This is a genomic window from Cryobacterium sp. Sr8, from assembly GCF_004403225.1.
GTDB classification, from domain to species: domain Bacteria; phylum Actinomycetota; class Actinomycetes; order Actinomycetales; family Microbacteriaceae; genus Cryobacterium; species Cryobacterium psychrotolerans.
The window spans coordinates 12,434-32,916 of sequence record NZ_SOHO01000009.1 but is presented as its reverse complement, the minus strand read 5'-3'; the positions used below and the strand labels follow the sequence as shown (position 1 = coordinate 32,916).

Below are 20,483 nucleotides of genomic sequence, written 5' to 3'. Positions count from 1 at the left end.
AGTGTGTCGCGGGACTCATTCGGGTTACAACCGTAAATGTGCTTGATTGTTCGAACATTCGAAGATACATTCGGAACATAGGTTCGCATCCGGTCCTCCCGGCCGAGGGCCGGATGCGTTATCAACCAGGAGGTTCGACATGAACGCAGTAGTTGCATCGGGCGCAGGATTAGTTTCGGGCGCAGGAGTAGTCGCGGGCACGACCGGTGCATCCGGCACGGCCACCAGCCGTCTGCGCCTCACCCGACGCGGTCGCGTCGTATTCACCTCGCTGGCCGCACTGCCGATCGTTGCAGCCCTGCTGATCGTCGCCCTCAACGGCGGTATGGCGGCGGCCGAGGGCGCGAGCGATTCCACGGGAGCCGACACGGCCGGCGTGGGGAGCGTTGAATTCGACTACGTCACCATCAACCCGGGCCAGTCCCTCTGGCAGCTGGCCGAGTCCCTCGCACCGACCAGCGATCCTCGCGACCTGATCGCCGAGATCGTCAGCCTCAACCAGCTCACCTCCGAGAGCGTGCAGCCCGGGCAGCGCCTGGCCCTGCCGGCCGGCCTGTAGCCACAGCGCCCCTGGCCACGGCGTCCGTCCGCGGGCCGCGGCTAAGATCGAGCAGGTGACGAACCTCAGTGATCTCCCCCTCCGCGACGACCTGCGCGGCCTCACCCCGTACGGTGCGCCCCAGCTGCACGTGCCCGTGGCGCTCAACGTCAACGAGAACACGCACCCCATCCCGGAGCCGGTCGCCCGCGACATCGTGGCGGCATTGGCCAGGGCCGTGTCCACGGTGAACCGGTACCCCGATCGCGAGTTCACCGAGCTGCGCGAGAGCCTGGCCGGCTACCTCGGACACGGGCTCACCCGGGAAAACATCTGGGCGGCCAACGGCTCCAACGAGGTCCTGCAGCAGGTGCTTCAAGCCTTCGGCGGCCCCGGCCGTTCGGTCCTCGGCTTCGCGCCCACGTACTCGATGTACTCCATCCTCGCGTCCGGAACCGGCACGCGCTGGATCGCCGGCGACCGCGACCCGGATTACGAACTCACGCCGGCCACCGCCGTCCGGTGGGTACGGGAGACCACCCCCGACCTCGTGTTCCTCTGCTCGCCCAACAACCCGACCGGCACGCCCCTCTCCCTCGACACGATCGCGGCCGTGTATGACGCGACCGACGGCATCGTCGTCGTCGACGAGGCCTACGCGGAGTTCGCGCCCGTCGGCGCGCCGAGCGCCCTCACCCTTCTCGCCGGGCGCGAGCGGCTGCTCGTCTCCCGCACGATGAGCAAGGCCTTCGCCTTCGCCGGCGCTCGGGTCGGCTACCTCGCCGCCGATCCGGCCGTCACGGATGCGCTGCGACTGGTGCGCCTCCCGTACCACCTGTCCGCGCTGACGCAGGCGGCCGCGTGCGCCGCCCTGGCGCACACCCCCGAGATGCTGGCGATGGTGGACGACATCCGCGACCAGCGCGACCGGCTCGTCACCGAGCTGACCAGGCTCGGCTTCACTCCGTACCGCAGCGGCAGCAACTTCGTGTTGTTCGGGGGAGTGGCCGACCCGCGGGCGACCTTCGACGCGCTGCTGGCCGAGGGCATCCTCATCCGGGATGTCGGCATCCCCGGCCACCTTCGCGTGACCGCCGGCACCGAGGCCGAGACGACGTCATTCCTTGACGCTCTGGCACGCCGCGGTCCCGCCGCCGAATAAACTAGGCGTATGAGCTCATCCACTCCGTCCTCGCCCCGCGTCGCTCAGCTTCACCGGGAGACGAGCGAATCGAGCATCGAACTCTCCCTCAACCTCGACGGGACCGGGGTCGGCGACATCCAGACCTCGGTGCCCTTCTTCGACCACCTGCTGACGGCGTTCGCAAAGCACTCCCTGACCGACCTCACCGTGCGTGCGCGCGGCGACATCGAAATCGACGTGCACCACACCGTCGAGGACATCGGAATCGTGCTCGGCCAGGCGATCAAGCAGGCCCTCGGCGACAAGTCCGGCATCTCCCGGTACGGTGACGCCCTCGTGCCGCTGGACGAGGCCCTCGTGCAGGCGGTCGTGGACATCTCCGGGCGGCCGTACCTCGTGCACACGGGCGAGCCCGCAGGCTTCGAGTTCCACCTCATCGGCGGGCACTTCACCGGGTCGATGGTGCGGCACGTCTTCGAGGCCATCAGCTTCCACGCCGCCCTGACCGTGCACGTCACCGTCCTGGGCGGGCGCGACCCGCACCACATCGCCGAAGCGGAATTCAAGGCGTTCGCCCGCGCGTTCCGCCAGGCCAAGGCGATGGACCCGCTCGTCTCGGGCATCCCGTCGACCAAGGGCGCCCTGTGACCTCCGTCGTCGTGTTCGACTACGGCACGGGCAACGTGCACTCCGCTGTGAAGGCGCTCGAGCTGGCCGGGGCGGAGGTGACGCTGACCAGCGACCGCCGACAGGCGCTCGAGGCCGACGGCCTCGTCGTGCCCGGCGTGGGCGCGTTCAGCGCGGTGATGGCCGCACTCAAGGCCGTGCGCGGCGACGACATCATCGACCACCGGCTCGCCGGCGGCCGACCCGTGCTGGGGATCTGCGTGGGCATGCAGGTCATGTTCGAGCACGGCGTCGAACGCGGCGTCGACACCGAGGGTCTCGGCGAGTGGCCGGGTACCGTCACGCAGCTGAAGGCCCCCGTGCTGCCGCACATGGGCTGGAACACCATCACACCCGACACCGACTCCGTACTGTTTCGCGGCCTCGAAGAGGAACGCTTCTACTTCGTTCATTCCTACGCAGCGCAGGAGTGGACGCTCGACGTCATGCCGCCCTTCCCGCGGCCCCGCCTGACCTGGGCCGATCACGGAGGACCCTTCCTCGCCGCGGTCGAGAACGGACCGCTGTCGGCGACCCAGTTCCACCCGGAGAAGTCCGGCGAAGCGGGCATCCGCCTGCTGTCGAACTGGCTCGGCTCGCTCCGCGACTAGCCCCCCACAGTTCATCCGCGCCGCCGAAACCGGCGGCCACCCCGAGCAAGGACACCGCACACCATGAGCGAACTCGTCAGCACCCCGCGCCTCATCCTCCTTCCGGCCGTCGATGTGGCCGACGGCAAGGCCGTCCGACTCACCCAGGGGGAGGCCGGCACGGAAACCAACTACGGCGACCCCGTGGATGCCGCCGCCGACTGGGCGGCTCAGGGCGCGGAATGGATCCACCTCGTCGACCTCGACGCCGCCTTCGGCCGCGGCAACAACACCGACGTGATCCGGAAGGTCATCGGCCACCTGGATGGCGTCAACGTCGAGCTGTCCGGCGGCATCCGCGACGACGCCTCGCTCGAGGCGGCCCTCGGCGCCGGGGTGCGCCGGATCAACCTGGGTACCGCGGCGCTGGAAAACCCGGAGTGGGCCGCCTCGGTCATCGCGCAGCACGGCGACGCCATCGCGGTCGGCCTGGACGTGCGCGGCACGACGCTGGCCGCGCGCGGCTGGACGAAGGAGGGCGGCGACCTCTGGGAGGTTCTCGAACGCCTCGAAGAGGCCGGCTGCACCCGGTACGTCGTCACCGACGTCACCAAGGACGGCACCCTGCAGGGCCCCAACATCGAACTGCTCCGCCAGGTCCTGGAGCGCACCGACCGCCCGGTGATCGCCTCCGGCGGCATCTCGAGCCTCGCCGACATCGCCGCCCTCCGCGAACTCGTTCCGCTCGGCCTCGAGGGCGCGATCGTGGGCAAGGCCCTCTACGCGGGCGCCTTCACCCTGGGTGAGGCACTGGATGTCGCGGGCGACTAACCTCGGATCCACCGGCCGGCCCGACGGTCCGGCCGACTCGGCCGGGCAGCCCTGGGCCGGGCGAGAGTTCCGGGCGAATACGAGCGCCGAAGACGACGGATCGGCGCCGGAGCACCTGCTCGAGGCGCTCCGCCGGTTCCGCGCCCGCGAGACCGGCGAGGAGAGAGTGATCGACGCCATCCGGGACTCCCGCCTGCTCGTGCCGCTCGTGGCGGAGCTGGGGGAGTCCGGCACCACCGCCGGTGGGCTCACGATCGACAAGAGCCAGGAGCTCTCGATCATCACCGTGGCCGGCCCGGACGGCCGGAACGTGCTGCCCGTCTTCACCTCGGCTGCCGCGATGGCCGCGTGGAATGCCGAGGCCCGGCCGGTGCCCTCCGACGCGAACCGGGTGGCCCTCGCCGCCGCCCAGGAGAACACCGACCTGGTCGTGCTCGACCCGACCTCGGCCACCGAATTCGTGATCCGGCGCCCGGCGCTCTGGGCGATCGCCCAGTCGCAGCCGTGGCTGCCCAGCTACGCGAGCCGGCCGGTGGCGGATGCCTTCGCCGCCTCCATCGCGACCGAGCTGTCCGTGCTCTCCGTCGCGCTCGGCGCCGGGGACCCCGACGCCCGCCTCGACGGGCCGGAACTGGTCGTGCGGCTGGAACTGGTCGACGGCCTGACCCAGGCCGAACTCGACGCCACCCTCGCCCGGCTGGCAGCGCGCTGGGCCGCGGACGACGTCATCGCGACGTCCGTCGACTCGCTCCGCGTGCAACTGGTCGCCTCGAGCTAGGAGTTGTCGGTGGGATCGGCAAAGATGAGCAGATGAACGAGGTGCTCGGACGCTTCTCGCCGGCCACCCGGGCGTGGTTCCGGGAAGCGTTCGCCGCGCCCACGGCCGCCCAGCTCGGGGCCTGGGATGCGATTTCCCGCGGCTCGCACGCGCTGGTCGTCGCGCCGACGGGGTCGGGCAAGACCCTCGCCGCGTTCCTCTGGGCGATTGACCGCCTCGCGGCCGCCCCGCCGGCCGCCGGGGGCGCGGCGCCGGGCACCCGGGTGCTCTACATCTCCCCGCTCAAGGCCCTCGGCGTCGACGTGGAACGCAACCTCCGCGCACCCCTCGTCGGGATAACCCGGGCCGCGGCGCGACTGGGGTCCGAACCGCCGCAGGTGAGCGTCGGCGTGCGTTCGGGAGACACCCCCGCGGCCGACCGGCGGGCTCTGGTGAAGTCGCCGCCGGACATCCTCATCACCACCCCCGAGTCGCTCTTCCTCATGCTCACCTCCGCGGCCCGCGACTCCCTGCGCGGCGTCGACACGGTCATCGTCGACGAGGTGCATGCGGTGGCCGCCAGCAAACGCGGGGCTCACCTCGCCCTGTCGCTCGAGCGGCTCGACGCGCTGCTGACGAAACCGGCTCAACGCATCGGGCTCTCCGCTACGGTGCGGCCTGCCGCCGAGGTGGCCCGCTTCCTCGGTGGGGCGGCGCCGGTCGAGATCGTCGCGCCGGCCTCGGGCAAACGGTTCGACCTGCGGGTGGTGGTCCCGGTCGAGGACATGAGCCGGCTCGGCGCCGCCCCGCCGCGGGAGGGCATGCCGGGCGAGGGACAGCCACGTGAGGGATCGGCGGCATCCGTGCCCCAGTCAGGCTCGATCTGGCCGCACGTCGAGGAGGCCATCGTCGACCAGGTGCTCGCGCACACGTCTTCGATCGTCTTCGCGAACTCCCGGCGTCTCGCCGAGCGGCTGACCGCGCGCTTCAACGAGATCTACGCCGGGCGGATGGCGTGGGCCGAGGCCGACGCGCCGGTCACGGCCGGCGCGTCCGCCTGGCCGACGGCGTCCGTCGCGACGGCGAACGCCACGGCGACGGCCGCGCCTCGGCAGCCCGCCGAGCTCATGGGGGCCAGCGGCCGCAGCGAGGGCGCCGAACCGCTGCTTGCCCGCGCCCACCACGGCTCGGTGAGCAAGGACCAGCGGGCGATCATCGAAGACGACCTCAAGTCGGGCAGGCTGCGCTGCGTGGTCGCCACGTCGAGCCTGGAGCTCGGCATCGACATGGGCGCCGTCGACCTGGTGGTGCAGGTGGAGTCCCCGCCGTCGGTCGCCAGCGGGCTGCAGCGCGTGGGCCGGGCCGGGCACCAGGTCGGCGAGGTCTCGCGCGGCGTCATCTACCCGAAGCACCGCGCCGACCTCATCCATGCCGCGGTCGCCGCCGAACGCATGGTCGCCGGCCTGATCGAGTCGCTCGCCGTGCCGACGAACCCGCTGGACATCCTCGCCCAGCAGACCGTCGCGGCGACGGTCCTCGAACCCATCGATGTGGAGGAGTGGTTCGACACCGTGCGCCGGAGCGCGCCGTTTGCCACGCTGCCGCGGTCGGCCTACGAGGCGACGCTCGACCTGCTCGCCGGCCGGTATCCGTCGGACCAGTTCGCCGAGCTGCGCCCGCGCATCATCTGGGACCGCGAAGCCGGAACGCTGACCGGACGACCCGGCGCGCAGCGGCTTGCGGTGACCAGCGGCGGCACGATCCCCGACCGCGGCCTGTTCGGCGTCTTCATGGCCGGGGACCAGGCCACCGGCCGGCGGGTCGGCGAACTCGACGAGGAGATGGTCTACGAGTCCAGGATCGGCGACGTCTTCGCGCTCGGCGCGACGAGCTGGCGCATCCAGGAGATCACCCACGACCGCGTGGTCGTCACCCCGGCGTTCGGCGAGCCCGGACGGCTGCCGTTCTGGAAAGGCGACGGCCTCGGCCGCCCCGCCGAACTCGGCCGGGCGATCGGCGCGTTCACCCGCGAGGTGTCGGCCGCTCCTCCGGCGGAGGCCCGCGCCCGGTGCGCCGCCGCCGGGCTCGATGAGCGCGCGGTGACCAACCTGCTCGCGTTCCTGGCCGAACAGCGCGCCGCCACCGCCCACCTGCCCACCGATCGCACCCTCGTCGTCGAACGGTTCCGCGACGAACTCGGCGACTGGCGGGTCGTGCTGCATTCCCCGTACGGCATGACCGTGCACGCACCGTGGGCCCTCGCCGTCGGCGCCCGGGTGCGCGAACGCTTCGGCATCGACGGCGCCTGCATGGCCGCCGACGACGGGATCGTCGTGCGCATTCCCGACACCGAAGCCGAGCCGCCCGGCGCGGAACTGTTCGTCTTCGACCCCGACGAACTCGAGCAGCTCGTCACCGACGAGGTCGGCGGGTCCGCCCTGTTCGCCGCGCGGTTCCGCGAATGCGCCGCCCGGGCACTCCTCCTGCCGCGCTACGACCCCGGCCGCAGGTCGCCGCTCTGGCAGCAACGGCAGAAGGCGTCGCAGCTGCTCGACGTGGCCCGCACCTTCCCGACCTTCCCGATCATCCTCGAGACCGTGCGCGAATGCCTGCAGGACGTCTACGACCTGCCCGCGCTGACCCTGCTCGCCCGGGAGATCGCCGCCCGCTCGGTGCGCCTGGTCGAGACGACGACGGATGCCGCGAGCCCGTTCGCGAGCACCCTCCTGTTCGGCTACGTCGCCGCGTTCATGTACGAGGGGGATTCCCCGCTTGCCGAACGCCGGGCCACCGCGCTCTCGATCGATTCGGCCCTGCTGGCCGAGCTGCTCGGCCGCGTCGAGCTGCGAGAGCTGCTCGACCCCGCGGTGATGGAGCTCACCGACCTGGAGCTGCAGCGCCTCGCGGAGGGAAGGCGGGCCCGGGGGATCGAGGGCATGGCCGACCTGCTGCGCGGACTCGGCCCGCTGACCGTCGACGAGGTGGCCGCGCGCCTGGAGCCGGATGCGTCTGCGCCGCCGTCACCGAGCGCGTCGTCACCGATCGCGGCGTCACAGGACGCCCCTTCGACCGAGCACGCGAGCGCAGCCCAGGCCGAGTCACACCTCACCGCCCTGGTCGCCGCTCGCCGCGCCATCCGGGTCGGCTACGCCGGACACGAGTGGTGGGCGGCCATCGAGGATGCGAGCCGCCTGCGGGACGCGCTCGGCGTTCCCTTGCCGATGGGTATCCCGGATGCCTTCACCGAGTCCGTGGCCGACCCTCTCGGCGACCTGGTCAGCCGGTATGCGCGCAGCCACGGGCCGTTCACCGTCGCCGACGTGGCCGCCCGATTCGGCCTCGGCACCGCCGTGGCGCTGGGCGCGCTGAGGCGGCTCGCCGACGCGCGCCGCCTCGTCGAGGGTGAGTTCCGGCCGACCGGAACCGGCAGCGAATGGTGCGACGCCGAGGTGCTGCGCCGTCTGCGCCGACGGTCCCTGGCCGCACTCCGGCACGAGGTCGAACCGGTTGACCAGGTGACCGTCGGCCGTTTCCTGCCGGCCTGGCAGCATGTGGGCGGCAAGCTCCGCGGGATCGACGGCGTCGCATCCGTGATCGAACAGCTGGAGGGGGTGCGGATCCCCGCCTCGGCCTGGGAGTCGCTCATCCTCCCGGCCCGGATCGCCGCGTACAGCCCGGCCATGCTCGACGAACTGACCGCGACCGGCGAGGTGCTCTGGGCCGGCTCGGGCACGCTGGCCGGCAACGACGGGTGGATCAGCCTGCACCTGGCCGAGACGGCGCCGCTCACCCTGCCGCCTCCGGTCGACCGGGAGACCACGCCCCTGCAGCGGGAGATCCTGGCTACCCTCGGCGGTGGGGGAGCGTACTTCTTCCGCCAGCTCGCGGATGCCGTCGGCAGCCAGGACGACGCCGACCTCGCTGCGGCGCTCTGGGACCTGGTCTGGGCAGGGCTGATCGGCAACGACACGTTCGCCCCCGTGCGCTCGCTCATCCGCGGCGGACGCACGGCCCACAAGATCGCAAGGTCGGCGCCCCGGGCCCGGCTGCACGACGGCCGGCCTCTCGCCCGGCCCCGGCTGCCCAGCCGGAGCGGCCCGCCCACCGTGTCGGGGCGATGGTCGATCCTTCCGCTGGCCGACGACTCGGCCACCCGGCGCGCGCACGCGCTCGCCGAGACCCTGCTCGAACGCTATGGGGTGGTGACCCGGGGTTCGGTGACGAGCGAGGGGGTGCCCGGCGGCTTCGCGCTCGTCTACCGCACCCTCAGCGGCTTCGAGGAGACCGGGCGCGCTCGGCGCGGCTACTTCGTCGAAGGCCTCGGTGCCGCGCAGTTCGCCGCCGGAGGCACGATCGACCGCTTGCGCTCCTTCACCGCGGACAGCAGCGCGGCCGATCGGTCGGGGGGTTCGGTTCCCGCGCGCCCCGCGGTCACCCTCGCCGCGACCGACCCGGCGAATCCGTACGGCGCGATGCTGCCCTGGCCGGCCTTGCCGGAGGGCACCGGACACCGGCCGGGCCGGAAGGCCGGCGCCCTGGTGGTGCTCGTCGACGGTTCCCTCGTGCTCTACGTCGAACGCGGCGGCAAGACCGTGCTGGCGTTCGGTCCGGCAAGCGAAACCGGCGGCGCCGGCACCGCGTCCGGCGCTCCTGCCGCCCCCACCGACGAAATCCTCGGGGTCGCCGCGGTGTCCCTGGCCGCGGTCGTCACGGGCGGAGGGGTCGAGAAGCTCGCCGTGCAAACGGTCAACGGACAGTTCGTGGTCGGCACCCCGGTGGGCGCTGCGCTGCAGGCCGCCGGGTTCGGGCTGTCGCCGCAGGGGCTGAGGCTCCGTGCCTGAGGGCGACACCGTCTTCCGCACCGCGCGCACCCTCGACCAGGCGCTGCACGGGGAGCTGCTGACCGGCTGCGACCTCAGGGTGCCGGCCTTCGCGACCGTCGACCTGGCCGGCGAGCGGATGCATGAGGTCGCCAGCCGAGGGAAACACCTGCTGATGCGGGTGGGGGAGGCGAGCCTCCACTCACACCTGAAGATGGAAGGCGCCTGGCACCTCTACCGGCACGGCAGCCGGTGGCAGCGGCCGGCCTTCCAGGCGAGGGCCGTGCTGGAAACGGACGACTGGGTCGCCGTCGGCTTCGACCTCGGGCTGCTCGAGGTGCTGCCGCTGGCTCGGGAGGCCGAGCGGCTCGCCTCGCTCGGCCCCGACCTCCTCGGCGCCGACTGGGACCCCGATGAGGCCGTGCGGCGCATCCGCTCGGAGCCGGAGCGGCCGATCGCCGTGGCCCTGGCCGACCAAAGCAACCTGGCCGGGCTCGGCAACGAGTACGTGAACGAGCTGTGCTTCCTCCGCGGCATCCTGCCGACTCGCCCGGTGGCGGCGGTGACGGATGTCCCGGCGCTGGTCGCCCTCGCGCACCGGCTGATCCTGGCCAACCGCGACCGGAACGAACGCACGACGACCGGCAACACCCGGCGTGGGGCGCAGAGCTGGGTGTACTCCCGCGCCGACCAGCCGTGCCGCCGCTGCGGTACCCGCATCGAGAGTGGCAGCCTGGGGCGAAACGAGCTCGAGCTGCGGAACACGTTCTGGTGCCCGCGCTGCCAGACCTAGCCCGGCGCGATCCGGTCTCGACAAGCTCGACCACCGGAGCTCGACCACAGAGTCGGCGGGGGCCTACTCTGTCGGCATGGGAATCACGCTGGCAGCGGCGGCTGTCGTCAGGGACGACGACGGCCGGTTCCTCCTGGTGCTGCGGGCCGAGCAGCCCGAGGCCGGGCGGTGGAGCGTCCCCGGTGGGAAGGTTGCCCCCGGTGAAACGTTCGAAGCGGCGGCCGCCCGCGAGGTGCTCGAGGAGACCGGTGTCACCGTGCGGATCGAACGTGAACTCGGCACCCTCGACCGCGCCGACGGACGCGGGGGCATCTACGAGATCCACGATTTCGCCGCGGTCTATGTCAGCGGGGAGGTCGTCGCCGGCGATGACGCCGCCGACGCCCGCTGGTTCACCGCGGCCGAGTTGGTCACGCTGCCGTTAACGAGGGACCTGATCGGCGCCCTCATCCGCTACGGCGTCTACCCCCGACCCTTCCCTTTCTCCGCCGACCTCAGACCCCGCGGGAGGGAGGGGAGGAGGGCTAGTTGACGGGGCCGGTGTACTTCTCGCCCGGGCCCTTGCCGATCGGGTCGGGAATGGCGGATGCCTCGCGGAACGCCAGCTGCAGCGACCGCAGCCCGTCGCGGAGACTCCGTGCGTGCATGTCCGCGATGTCCGGGGCCGCCGCGGTGACCAGCCCGGCGAGGGCGTTGATGAGTTTGCGGGCCTCGTCGAGGTCCATCTGCGTGTCCGGGTCGTCGGCCAGGCCGACCTTGACCGCGGAGGCGCTCATCAGGTGCACCGCGGCGGTCGTGATGATCTCCACCGCGGGCACATCGGCGATGTCCCTGGTGGCCTGCGCGGTGTCGTCCTGGTCGTAAGTGTTATTCACTGCAATCCTCTGATAGAGTCGTGTCGGCTCCGAGACGTAAGTCTCGGTACGAAAGTGGATAATCTCCCACCCGCGCTTGACCGCTTCATCAAGGTTACCGGGTAGTTAGCACTCCGCCGTTATGGCGCTGGTCTCCAGCATCGTGACGGTAGACAGGGTGTCGTGTGTGGTTTAGGAGCGAACTTTGCTCGAACCAACGCACGTGATTTTTCTCTCTTCGTCGCCGGGCGGCATCCGTCACCTGTCTGTAGCCACGATGTTTGAGAAAGAGGAGCGACGCATCAGCGATCCCCGTACAAATGACCGTATCCGCGTCCCCGAAGTCCGTCTCGTTGGCCCTGCCGGCGAGCAGGTCGGGGTCGTGTCCATTGATGTTGCCCTGCGCCTGGCGCAGGATGCCGACCTTGACCTGGTTGAGGTTTCCCCCGATTCCAAGCCGCCGGTCGCCAAGATCATGGACTACGGCAAGTTCAAGTACGAGGCTGCGCAGAAGGCTAAGGAAGCCCGGCGCAACCAGGCGAACACGATCCTGAAAGAGGTTCGTTTCCGCCTCAAGATTGACACGCACGACTACGAGACCAAGCGCAAGCGCGCCGAGGGCTTCTTGAAGGCCGGCGACAAGGTCAAGGCCATGATCCTGTTCCGTGGTCGTGAGCAGTCCCGACCCGACCAGGGCGTACGTCTGCTCAAGAAATTTGCCGAGGATGTTGCCGAGTTCGGTTCAGTCGAATCGAGCCCGACCATCGACGGACGAAACATGGTCATGGTGATTGGCCCCCTGAAGAACAAGTCAGAAGCCAAGGCCGAGGCCAACGCACATAAGGCTGCCGATAAGGCAGACAAGGCTGCCGACAAGGCAGCGAAACTGGAGGAAAAAGATGCCTAAGATGAAGACCCATTCCGGGACGAAGAAGCGGTTCAAGGTCACTGGCACCGGCAAGATTATGAAGCAGCAGGCCGGCATGCGTCACAACCTCGAGGTCAAGTCGACGAAGCGCAAGTCGCGCCTCAACACCGACCAGGTCCTGGCCAAGGCCGACACCAAGGTCATCAAGAAGCTTCTCGGTCTTTAGACCGCGTATCCCGTAAGGAACTAGAAAAATGGCAAGAGTAAAGAGGGCTGTAAACGCCCACAAGAAGCGTCGCGTCATTCTCGAGCGCGCCGCGGGTTACCGCGGTCAGCGTTCGCGTCTGTACCGTAAGGCCAAGGAGCAGGTCACTCACTCCCTCGTCTACAGCTACCGTGACCGCCGTGCACGCAAGGGTGACTTCCGTCGCCTGTGGATCCAGCGGATCAACGCTGCGTCCCGCGCCAACGGCCTGACCTACAACCGCCTGATCCAGGGCCTCGCCCTGGCCGGCATCGGGGTCGACCGTCGCATCCTGGCTGACCTGGCCGTCAACGAGCCCGCCACTTTCGCGGCCCTCGTCGAGAGCGCCAAGAGCGCCCTTCCCGCCAACACATCGGCGCCGAAGGTCTCTGCATAAGCAGAGTTCCACACGCAGGATTCACGGGAGCGGGCGACTTGATCGCCCGCTCCCGTTCTGCATCTAAGCTGGACACATGCTTGATAATCCCCGTTCTCCGCGTGTGCGGGCCGTCGCAAAACTAGCCAAGCGCGCAGCGCGGGATGAAACCGGGGTCTTCCTGCTGGAAGGGCCGCAGGCCGTCGCCGAGGCGCTCACCTTCCGCCCGGACCTGGTCGTCGAACTGTTCGCGACCCCGACGGCGCTCGACCGCTACACCGACATCGCAGGCGCCGCGGCTGCCGCCGGCATCGAGGTCGAGTTCGTCACCGAGGCCGTGCTCGAATCGATGGCCGACACCGTGACCCCGCAGGGCTTCGTGGCCGTGTGCCACCAGTTCCCGATCTCGGTCAAGGACATCTTCGCGAAAGAGCCCAGGCTCATCGCCATCCTCGAAGAGGTGCGCGATCCCGGCAACGCCGGCACGATCATCCGGGCAGCGGATGCCGCCGGCGCGGACGCGGTCATCCTCACCGGCCGCAGCGTCGACCTGTACAACCCCAAGGTCGTCCGCGCCTCCACCGGCTCGATCTTCCACCTGCCCGTCGCCGTCGGCGCCACCCTCGAAGACGTCAGGGGCCGGGTGCAGGCCGCCGGCCTCCAGCTCCTCGCGGCCGATGTCAAGGGCGACGACCTTCTCGCCGCGCGCAACAGCGGCCTGCTCGCCGCCCCCACCGCCTGGCTCTTCGGCAACGAGGCGCGCGGGCTCACCGACGAAGACCTCGCGAAGGTCGACCGGTCGATCTCCGTGCCGCTCTACGGGCACGCTGAATCGATGAACCTCGCCACCGCGGCATCCGTCTGCCTGTACGAAAGCGCCTTCGCCCAGCGGAGCTAGCATCACAAATGGGTAAATACCACAGATTGGTGGTATTCGCCGAGAGCCGTTTTCCCCTAAGTTGGGGGGTATGGAGCCCACCGATTCAACGCCGGCCACATCCAACATCAACGTCAGGCGGGGTGAACCGCTGGTCGTCGTGAAAAACGTTGACAAGCACTACGGCGACCTGCACGTTCTGAAGGACATCAACGCCGTTGTCAACCGCGGCGAAGTTGTCGTCGTGATCGGGCCCAGTGGATCGGGCAAGTCGACACTCTGCCGGGCCATCAACCGGCTCGAGACAATCGACTCCGGCGTCATCACCATCGACGGCCAGCCGCTGCCGGCCGAGGGGAAGGCCCTGGCCCACCTCCGTGCCGACGTGGGCATGGTGTTCCAGGCGTTCAACCTGTTCGCGCACAAGACCGTGCTGGAGAACGTGACGCTCGGGCCGATCAAGGTGCGCGGCCTGTCGAAGGCCGAGGCCGAGAAGAAGGCCATGGCCCTGCTCGAACGCGTCGGGGTGGCGAACCAGGCGAAGAAGATGCCGGCGCAGCTCTCCGGCGGCCAGCAGCAGCGTGTGGCCATTGCGCGGGCGCTGGCCATGGAGCCCAAGCTGATCCTGCTCGACGAGCCCACCAGCGCGCTCGACCCGGAGATGATCAACGAGGTGCTCGAGGTCATGATCGACCTCGCCAACGACGGCATGACGATGATCGTCGTCACCCACGAAATGGGCTTCGCCCGCAAGGCCGCCAACCGGGTCATCTTCATGGCGGAGGGCGAAATCGTCGAAGAAACCACCCCGGAGCAGTTCTTCACCAACCCCCACAGCACGAGAGCGAAAGACTTCCTCTCGAAAATACTTGCCCACTAACCGGTGTGCAGGAATCCCCACAGCAATCAGGAGAAAAGCCATGAGACTCAACAAAGGTCTAATGATTTCGGCCATTGCCCTCGCGAGCGCGCTCGCGCTCAGCGGATGCACCGACTCGGGCGCAGGGCCCTCGGCAGCACCGGTCGAAAAAGCCCCCGAGTTTGACGCCGGCAGCACGATGGCCAAGCTCAGCGACGCCGGCAAGATCACCATCGGCACCAAGTTCGACCAGCCGCTCTTCGGCCTCAAGGGCCCGGACGGAACCCCGGAAGGTTTCGACGTCGAGATGGGTAAGCTCATCGCCGCCAAGCTCGGCATCAAGCCCGAGAACATCGAGTGGGAAGAGACCGTTTCGGCCAACCGCGAACCGTTCATCCAGAACGGCCAGGTTGACCTCGTCGTCGCCACCTACACGATCAACGACACGCGCAAGGAAGTCATCGACTTCGCCGGCCCGTACTACGAAGCCGGACAGGACCTGCTCGTGCTCGCCGGCAACCCGGACAAGATCACCGGACCGGAAGACCTCACCGGAAAGCCGGTCTGCACCGTCAGTGGCTCCACCTCGGAGAAGAACATCGCCGCGTACACGGACAAGGTGATCGCCACCGACACGTACTCCAACTGCCTTGGACCGCTGCGCAGCGGCGAGGTCGTGGCCGTGACCACGGACAACGTCATCCTGGCCGGCCTCGCCGACCAGAACGAGGGCGAGTTCGAGGTCATCGACAAGCCGTTCACCAAGGAGCCCTACGGCATCGGCCTGAAGAAGGGTGACGACGAGTTCCGCACCTTCATCAACGACGTGCTCGAGGAATCCTTCGAAGACGGCTCGTGGGCGGCAGCCTGGGACGCGACCGCCGGCAAGGTGCTTGAGACCCCGACGCCTCCCGCCGTCGACCGCTACTAGGCATATCCGGCTGATATCGGGGTGTTCCGGCCGTTTTCCGGCCGGACCACCCCGATCAGCATTGCTTGAAACACACAGAGAAGGAGGTGAGTTGTGGACGCAGTCATTGAAAACCTGCCCTTGTTTCTGGAGGGATTCAGGAACACGCTCGGTCTGCTGGTACTGGCCGGCATCGGGGCACTCGTGCTCGGCATCATCATCGCGACCATGCGCATCTCGCCCGTGGCGTCGTTTCGCGGATTCGCGACCGTGTACACGGAGATCATCCGGAACACCCCGCTCACGCTGGTCCTCTTCTTCTGCGCCTACCTGCTGCCCTACCTGCAGTACTCACCGGGCTACTTCACCCTGGCCACGATCGGGCTCACCGTGTACACGTCGCCCTTCGTCGCCGAGGCGCTGCGCTCCGGCATCAATGGGGTGCACGTCGGCCAGGCCGAGGCAGCCCGCAGCATCGGCCTGACCTTCGGCCAGACGCTCTCCTTCGTGGTCATGCCGCAGGCCGTGCGCATGGTCGTCCCGCCGCTGATCAACGTCTTCATCGCGCTGACCAAGAACACGTCGGTCGCCGGGGCGTTCTTCGTCTTCGAGCTCTTCGGCGCCGCGCGCAAGATCACCAACCTGCGAGGGGATGAAGTGCTCGCGATCCTGCTCGCCGTCGCCGCTTTCTACCTGCTCGTCACAATCTCCCTCGGCCTCATCGCCGGCCGGGTCGAGAAGAAGGTGGCGGTGCTCCGATGACCTCGGTTCTCTATGACGCTCCCGGGCCGAAGGCCATTGTCAGGTCGCGCGTCCTCTCCATTGTCGGCATCATCGTCATCGCGGCCGGCCTGGTCTGGCTCATCCTCGCGCTCGGTGCGCCCAAGGTCAGTGCCAACGGCGCCGTCCAGCCGGGCCTCTGGGACGTCTCCCGCTGGGACGTCTTCATGGACGTCCAGGTCTGGCGCACGCTTGGCCAGGGCGCCCTGAACACGCTCCGGATGGCCGCCGTCGCCGCCGTGTTCGCGCTCGTGCTCGGGGTGCTTTTCTCCTTCGGCCGGGCATCCGATACCAAGTGGATCCGGATTCCGACGACCATCGTGCTCGAGTTCGTGCGTGGCATGCCGGTGCTGCTGATGATGCTCTTCATCCTGCTCGTCTTCTCGACCGGCTCGTTCTGGGCGGGCGTCGCAGCCCTCTCCGTGTACAACGGTGCGATCATCGGTGAGGCCCTGCGGGCCGGCATCGCCTCGCTGCCGCGCGGGCAGCGGGAGGCCGGGCTGGCCATCGGCCTGACCCCGATCGCGACCCGGTTCCGGATCGAATTCCCCCAGGCGTTCCGGCAGATGCTGCCGATCATCATCGCGCAACTCGTGGTGCTCCTGAAGGACACCTCGCTGTCGTTCGTGGTCGGCTACGAGGAGCTCCTCCGATCCGGCCTGTACAACCTGACGAACTTCTTCGGCAGCCGGTACTCCTTCTCCTTCTTCCTGGTCGTGCTGGCCATCTACCTGACGATGAACCTGCTGCTCTCCTGGCTGGCGCGGGTCATCGCGAGGCGCACCGGGTCCAGGTCCGGCGGCGTGACCCCGGATGCGGTGCCGCCCGTGAAGCCCGCCGATCCCGAGGTCGTCTACCCAGCGGCGCTGGGCAACTAGATGGGCGCCCGCGGGGTCTAGCACCGCCCTACTAAACTTGGGACTTGTGTCTGACCCCACTGAGATATCCGAACCCGTAGTGAGCGCGGCCGTCGACGCCGCCCTCGCCGCCATCGCCGCAGCGAACGACTCCGCTGCCCTGAAGACCGTGCGCGCAGAGCACACCGGCGAGGCCTCCCCGCTGGCCCGGCTGAACGCCCTGATGCGCAGCGTGCCCGGCGACCAGAAGGCCCAGGCGGGCAAGCTCCTCGGCCAGGCCAGGGGAGCGGTGGCGCAGGCCTTTGCCGCGCGGGAAACCGCGATCACCGCCGCCGAGGTCGCCGCACAGCTCGCCGCAGAGACGGTGGATGTCACGGCCGCGGCCACGGCCTGGCAGCCCGGCGCGCGGCATCCGATCTCGCTCCTGCAGGAGCGCGTCACCGATGTCTTCGTCGGCATGGGCTGGGAGGTTGCGGAGGGACCGGAGCTCGAGAGCGAGTGGTTCAACTTCGACGCGCTCAACTTCGACGAGGACCACCCCGCCCGCGCCATGCAGGACACGTTCTTCGTCGAGCCGACCGCCGCGCACCTCGTGCTGCGCACCCACACCTCGCCGGTGCAGCTGCGCGCCCTGCTCTCCCGCGAGCTGCCCGTCTACGTTGTGGCGCCCGGCCGGGTGTTCCGCACCGACGAGCTCGACGCGACGCACACGCCCGTGTTCCACCAGGTCGAGGGCATCGCCATCGACGAGGGGCTCACCATGGCGCACCTGCGCGGCACGCTCGACCACTTCGTCAAGGCCCTGTTCGGCGAGGAGGCGAAGGTTCGCCTGCGCCCCAACTACTTCCCGTTCACCGAGCCGAGCGCCGAGCTTGACCTGTGGCACCCCACCTTCAAGGGCGGCGCGCGCTGGATCGAGTGGGGCGGCTGCGGCATGGTCAACGCCAACGTGCTCCGCTCGGCCGGGATCGACCCGGAGGTCTACTCCGGCTTCGCGTTCGGCGTCGGCGTCGAACGAGCCTTGATGTTCCGAAACGATGTGAAGGATATGCGCGACATGATCGAGGGCGACATCCGCTTCAGCCAGCAGTACGGGATGACCGTCTGATGCGCGTCCCACTGAGCTGGCTCGCCGAGTACGTCGATCTCGAGCCCGGCACGACCCCCGAAGACGTGCACGCCGCCCTCGTCAGCGTCGGCCTCGAAGAGGAAGACATCCACCGGTTCGAGCTGTCCGGCCCGATCGTCGTCGGCGAGGTGCTCTCCGCCGAGCCCGAAGCGCAGACCAACGGCAAGACCATCAACTGGTGCCAGGTGCGTGTCGCGCCCGGCGACCAGACCGCGGCCGACGGCGGCCCCGCCATCCACGGCGTGGTCTGCGGCGCCCACAACTTCGTCGTCGGCGACAAGGTCGTCGTGACCCTGCCCGGCTCCGTGCTGCCCGGCCCGTTCCCGATCGCGGCCCGCAAGACCTACGGCCACGTCTCCGACGGCATGATCGCCTCGGCCAAGGAGTTGGGCCTCGGCGACGACCACGAGGGCATCCTCGTGCTCGGCACGCTCGGGCTCGACCCCGAGGTGGGCACGGATGCGATCAGCCTGCTCGGGCTGGACGACGCGGCCGTCGAAATCAACGTCACCCCCGACCGCGGCTACGCGTTCTCGATCCGCGGCGTCGCCCGCGAGTACTCGCACGCCACCGGCGCCACGTTCCGCGACCCGGCCCTGGCCGTCGCCCCCGTCGTCACGGCGTCGGAGTTCCCGGTCACGATCGACGACCGGGCGCCGATCCGCGGCCGCGTCGGCGCGAGCGTCTTCGTCACCCGCGCGGTGCGCGGAGTCGACCCCAGCAAGCCGTCTCCGGCCTGGCTGATCGCCCGGCTGAAGCTGGCCGGCATCCGGTCGATCTCGCTCATCGTCGACGTGACCAACTACGTGATGCTCGAGCTCGGCCAGCCGATCCACGGCTACGACCTCGACAAGCTCAACGGCGGCATCACCGTGCGCCGGGCGCTGGAGGAGGAGAAGCTCGTCACCCTCGACGACGCGACCCGCGAGCTTCACCCGGAAGACCTGCTGATCACCGACGAGTCAGGGCCGATCGGCCTGGCCGGCGTGATGGGCGGCCAGACCACCGAGATCGGCGCGTCGACGAGGAACGTGCTGATCGAGGCGGCCAACTTCGACCCGGTGTCGATCGCGCGCACCGCCCGCCGGCACAAGCTGCCGAGCGAGGCGTCCCGTCGCTTCGAACGCGGGGTCGACCCGGCCGTTGCCGTCGTCGCCGCCGCGCGCGTGGTGCAGCTGCTGGTCGAACTCGCCGGGGGAGTGGCCGACGACCTCGGCTCGCTGCACGACGCGACCCCCGACGCGGTGCCGATCGAGCTGCCCACCGGCTTCATCTCCGGCCTGATCGGGCTCGAGTACACCCGCGACGAGGTGCGCACCTCGCTGGCCGAGATCGGCGCGACGATGACGGAGACGCCGACCGGGCTGGCCGTCACCGCCCCGAGCTGGCGCCCCGACCTGACCGACAAGTGGACCCTGGCCGAGGAAGTCGCGCGCATCGTCGGCTACGACCGCATCCCCTCGGTGCTGCCGGTCGCGCCCCCCGGGCGAGGACTCACCCTGCCGCAGGTGCTCAAGCGCCAGATCGCGCAGACCCTCGCGGCCACGGGCCACACCGAGGTGCTCGCCTACCCGTTCGTGTCGGAGAAGGCGAACGACCTGTTCGGGAACCCCGTTTCCGGACCCGTTCCGCAGCTGCGGCTGGCGAACCCGATGGACGGCGAGGCGCCGTTCATGCGCACCTCGATCCTGCCCGGGCTGTTGCAGATCGCCCACCGCAACCGTTCTCGCGGGCTCACCGACCTGGCCGTGTTCGAGCTGGGGCTCGTCTTCCGGCCCGAGCCGGGCATCCGCTACGGCGCCGACGTGGTGCCGCCCGGCGCGGTGCGGCCGAGCGCCAACCTGGAGGCCGAGCTGAACGCCGGCATCCCCCCTCAGCCTCTGATGCTCGGCGTCGTGTTGATCGGCAACGCGGCGCGGCACCAGCCGGGCCACCCCGCGGTCGCGGCCGGCTGGCAGGACGCCCTCGCCGCCGTGCAGCAGGTCGCGCTCGCCTCCGGCGTGCGGATCCAGGTGCGTCAGGGTTCGCACCAGGCGATGCACCCGGGGCGCACGGCCGAACTCTTCGTGACAACGGCGGGCGACGCGGACGAGGTCGTCGGCTACGCCGGCGAGCTGCTCCCCGCCGTCGCGCGTGAGGGCGACCTGCCCTCGGTCGTCGCCGTCGCCGAGGTCAACCTGTCCGACGTGATCGCCCACGCGGGCGCCGGGATCGTCGCGACGCCGATCCGCACCATGCCGGCGGCGACCCAGGACCTCTCGCTCGTGGTCGACGCCGATGTGCCGGCCGCCGACGTGCTCGCGGCCGTGTCCGAGGGCGGTGGGGCGCTGCTCGAGAGCGCGCACCTGGTCGACGACTACCGTGGCGCGGGCGTCCCGGTCGGCCGCAAGTCGCTGACCTTCGCGCTGCGTTTCCGCGCGCTGGACCGCACACTCACGGCGCCCGAGGCGAGCGAAGCCAAGCTCGCCGGGGTCGCCGTGGCCGCCGCACGCTTCGGGGCGACCATCCGCGAGTAGTCCCTTCCGCCGACCGCAACAGTCAAGCTCGGCGAACGGAGCGCCCGCGCCGCCACTCGCCGTGGCGCCCCGCC

The 20,483-nt window shown here is 69.7% G+C and carries 20 protein-coding genes; 19 read left to right on the top strand and 1 reads right to left on the bottom strand.

What is annotated here, in order from left to right; translation table 11 throughout:
- Window positions 1-139: 139 nt before the first annotated feature.
- From E3T54_RS00865 to E3T54_RS00825, 9 genes are all read left to right on the top strand, one after another.
- Complete coding sequence (locus E3T54_RS00865; RefSeq protein ID WP_166804783.1) at window positions 140-559, top strand: LysM peptidoglycan-binding domain-containing protein; 420 nt, start codon at window positions 140-142, stop codon at window positions 557-559.
- Between the two features lie 55 nt (window positions 560-614).
- Window positions 615-1,700 carry a histidinol-phosphate transaminase gene (locus tag E3T54_RS00860; protein ID WP_134474166.1) on the top strand — a complete coding sequence of 362 codons (1,086 nt, stop codon included), beginning with the start codon at window positions 615-617 and terminating at the stop codon, window positions 1,698-1,700.
- A 9-nt stretch (window positions 1,701-1,709) separates the two neighbouring features.
- Window positions 1,710-2,330, top strand: coding sequence for an imidazoleglycerol-phosphate dehydratase HisB (gene hisB / locus E3T54_RS00855; protein ID WP_092323954.1), 621 nt, complete (start codon window positions 1,710-1,712; stop codon window positions 2,328-2,330).
- Complete coding sequence (gene hisH / locus E3T54_RS00850) at window positions 2,327-2,959, top strand: imidazole glycerol phosphate synthase subunit HisH (RefSeq protein ID WP_134474165.1); 633 nt, start codon at window positions 2,327-2,329, stop codon at window positions 2,957-2,959. The genes hisB and hisH overlap by 4 nt, the downstream gene beginning before the upstream one ends.
- Window positions 2,960-3,022: 63 nt before the next feature.
- Entirely contained in the window at window positions 3,023-3,769 is a 747-nt protein-coding gene (gene priA, locus E3T54_RS00845; RefSeq protein WP_092323957.1) for a bifunctional 1-(5-phosphoribosyl)-5-((5-phosphoribosylamino)methylideneamino)imidazole-4-carboxamide isomerase/phosphoribosylanthranilate isomerase PriA, read from the top strand.
- Window positions 3,753-4,547: an SseB family protein gene (locus E3T54_RS00840; protein WP_134474164.1), complete on the top strand. Its 795-nt coding sequence runs from the start codon at window positions 3,753-3,755 to the stop codon at window positions 4,545-4,547. Before priA ends, E3T54_RS00840 begins: the two co-directional genes overlap by 17 nt.
- A 32-nt stretch (window positions 4,548-4,579) precedes the next feature.
- A complete protein-coding gene (locus E3T54_RS00835) occupies window positions 4,580-9,367 on the top strand; it encodes a DEAD/DEAH box helicase (RefSeq protein ID WP_134474163.1) in 4,788 nt (1,595 codons plus the stop codon).
- Window positions 9,360-10,139, top strand: a complete 780-nt coding sequence (locus E3T54_RS00830; protein ID WP_134474162.1) for a DNA-formamidopyrimidine glycosylase family protein — start codon at window positions 9,360-9,362, stop codon at window positions 10,137-10,139. The genes E3T54_RS00835 and E3T54_RS00830 overlap by 8 nt, the downstream gene beginning before the upstream one ends.
- A 76-nt stretch (window positions 10,140-10,215) precedes the next feature.
- A complete protein-coding gene (locus tag E3T54_RS00825) occupies window positions 10,216-10,671 on the top strand; it encodes an NUDIX hydrolase (RefSeq protein WP_134474161.1) in 456 nt (151 codons plus the stop codon).
- Here the strand turns inward: E3T54_RS00825 and E3T54_RS00820 are convergent.
- A complete protein-coding gene (locus tag E3T54_RS00820; RefSeq protein WP_174775367.1) occupies window positions 10,664-11,014 on the bottom strand; it encodes a DUF1844 domain-containing protein in 351 nt (116 codons plus the stop codon). The two genes, E3T54_RS00825 and E3T54_RS00820, sit on opposite strands and share 8 nt — an antisense overlap.
- Window positions 11,015-11,270: 256 nt before the next feature.
- Here E3T54_RS00820 and infC point away from each other — a divergent pair, with 256 nt between their 5' ends.
- From infC to pheT, 10 genes are all read left to right on the top strand, one after another.
- On the top strand, window positions 11,271-11,900 hold the full coding sequence (infC, locus tag E3T54_RS00815; RefSeq protein WP_134474198.1) for a translation initiation factor IF-3: 630 nt from the start codon (window positions 11,271-11,273) through the stop codon (window positions 11,898-11,900).
- Window positions 11,893-12,087 (top strand): 50S ribosomal protein L35, encoded by a 195-nt coding sequence (gene rpmI, locus E3T54_RS00810; protein ID WP_092325036.1) that lies wholly within the window; start codon window positions 11,893-11,895, stop codon window positions 12,085-12,087. Before infC ends, rpmI begins: the two co-directional genes overlap by 8 nt.
- 28 nt (window positions 12,088-12,115) lie before the next feature.
- The gene (gene rplT, locus E3T54_RS00805; protein WP_134474160.1) at window positions 12,116-12,502 is read left to right on the top strand and encodes a 50S ribosomal protein L20; all 387 of its coding nucleotides are present in this window, start codon (window positions 12,116-12,118) and stop codon (window positions 12,500-12,502) included.
- A gap of 76 nt (window positions 12,503-12,578) precedes the next feature.
- Window positions 12,579-13,379 carry an RNA methyltransferase gene (locus E3T54_RS00800; RefSeq protein WP_134474159.1) on the top strand — a complete coding sequence of 267 codons (801 nt, stop codon included), beginning with the start codon at window positions 12,579-12,581 and terminating at the stop codon, window positions 13,377-13,379.
- Window positions 13,380-13,449: 70 nt separating this feature from the next.
- Window positions 13,450-14,238, top strand: coding sequence for an amino acid ABC transporter ATP-binding protein (locus tag E3T54_RS00795; RefSeq protein ID WP_134474158.1), 789 nt, complete (start codon window positions 13,450-13,452; stop codon window positions 14,236-14,238).
- Between the two features lie 61 nt (window positions 14,239-14,299).
- Window positions 14,300-15,148, top strand: coding sequence for a glutamate ABC transporter substrate-binding protein (locus tag E3T54_RS00790; RefSeq protein ID WP_241976985.1), 849 nt, complete (start codon window positions 14,300-14,302; stop codon window positions 15,146-15,148).
- A gap of 93 nt (window positions 15,149-15,241) precedes the next feature.
- Entirely contained in the window at window positions 15,242-15,889 is a 648-nt protein-coding gene (locus E3T54_RS00785) for an amino acid ABC transporter permease (protein ID WP_134474156.1), read from the top strand.
- Window positions 15,886-16,785 (top strand): amino acid ABC transporter permease, encoded by a 900-nt coding sequence (locus E3T54_RS00780; protein ID WP_134474155.1) that lies wholly within the window; start codon window positions 15,886-15,888, stop codon window positions 16,783-16,785. Before E3T54_RS00785 ends, E3T54_RS00780 begins: the two co-directional genes overlap by 4 nt.
- A gap of 46 nt (window positions 16,786-16,831) precedes the next feature.
- Complete coding sequence (pheS, locus tag E3T54_RS00775) at window positions 16,832-17,872, top strand: phenylalanine--tRNA ligase subunit alpha (protein ID WP_134474154.1); 1,041 nt, start codon at window positions 16,832-16,834, stop codon at window positions 17,870-17,872.
- Window positions 17,872-20,409, top strand: coding sequence for a phenylalanine--tRNA ligase subunit beta (gene pheT, locus E3T54_RS00770; RefSeq protein ID WP_134474153.1), 2,538 nt, complete (start codon window positions 17,872-17,874; stop codon window positions 20,407-20,409). The genes pheS and pheT overlap by 1 nt, the downstream gene beginning before the upstream one ends.
- The last annotated feature ends 74 nt before the right edge of the window (window positions 20,410-20,483 follow it).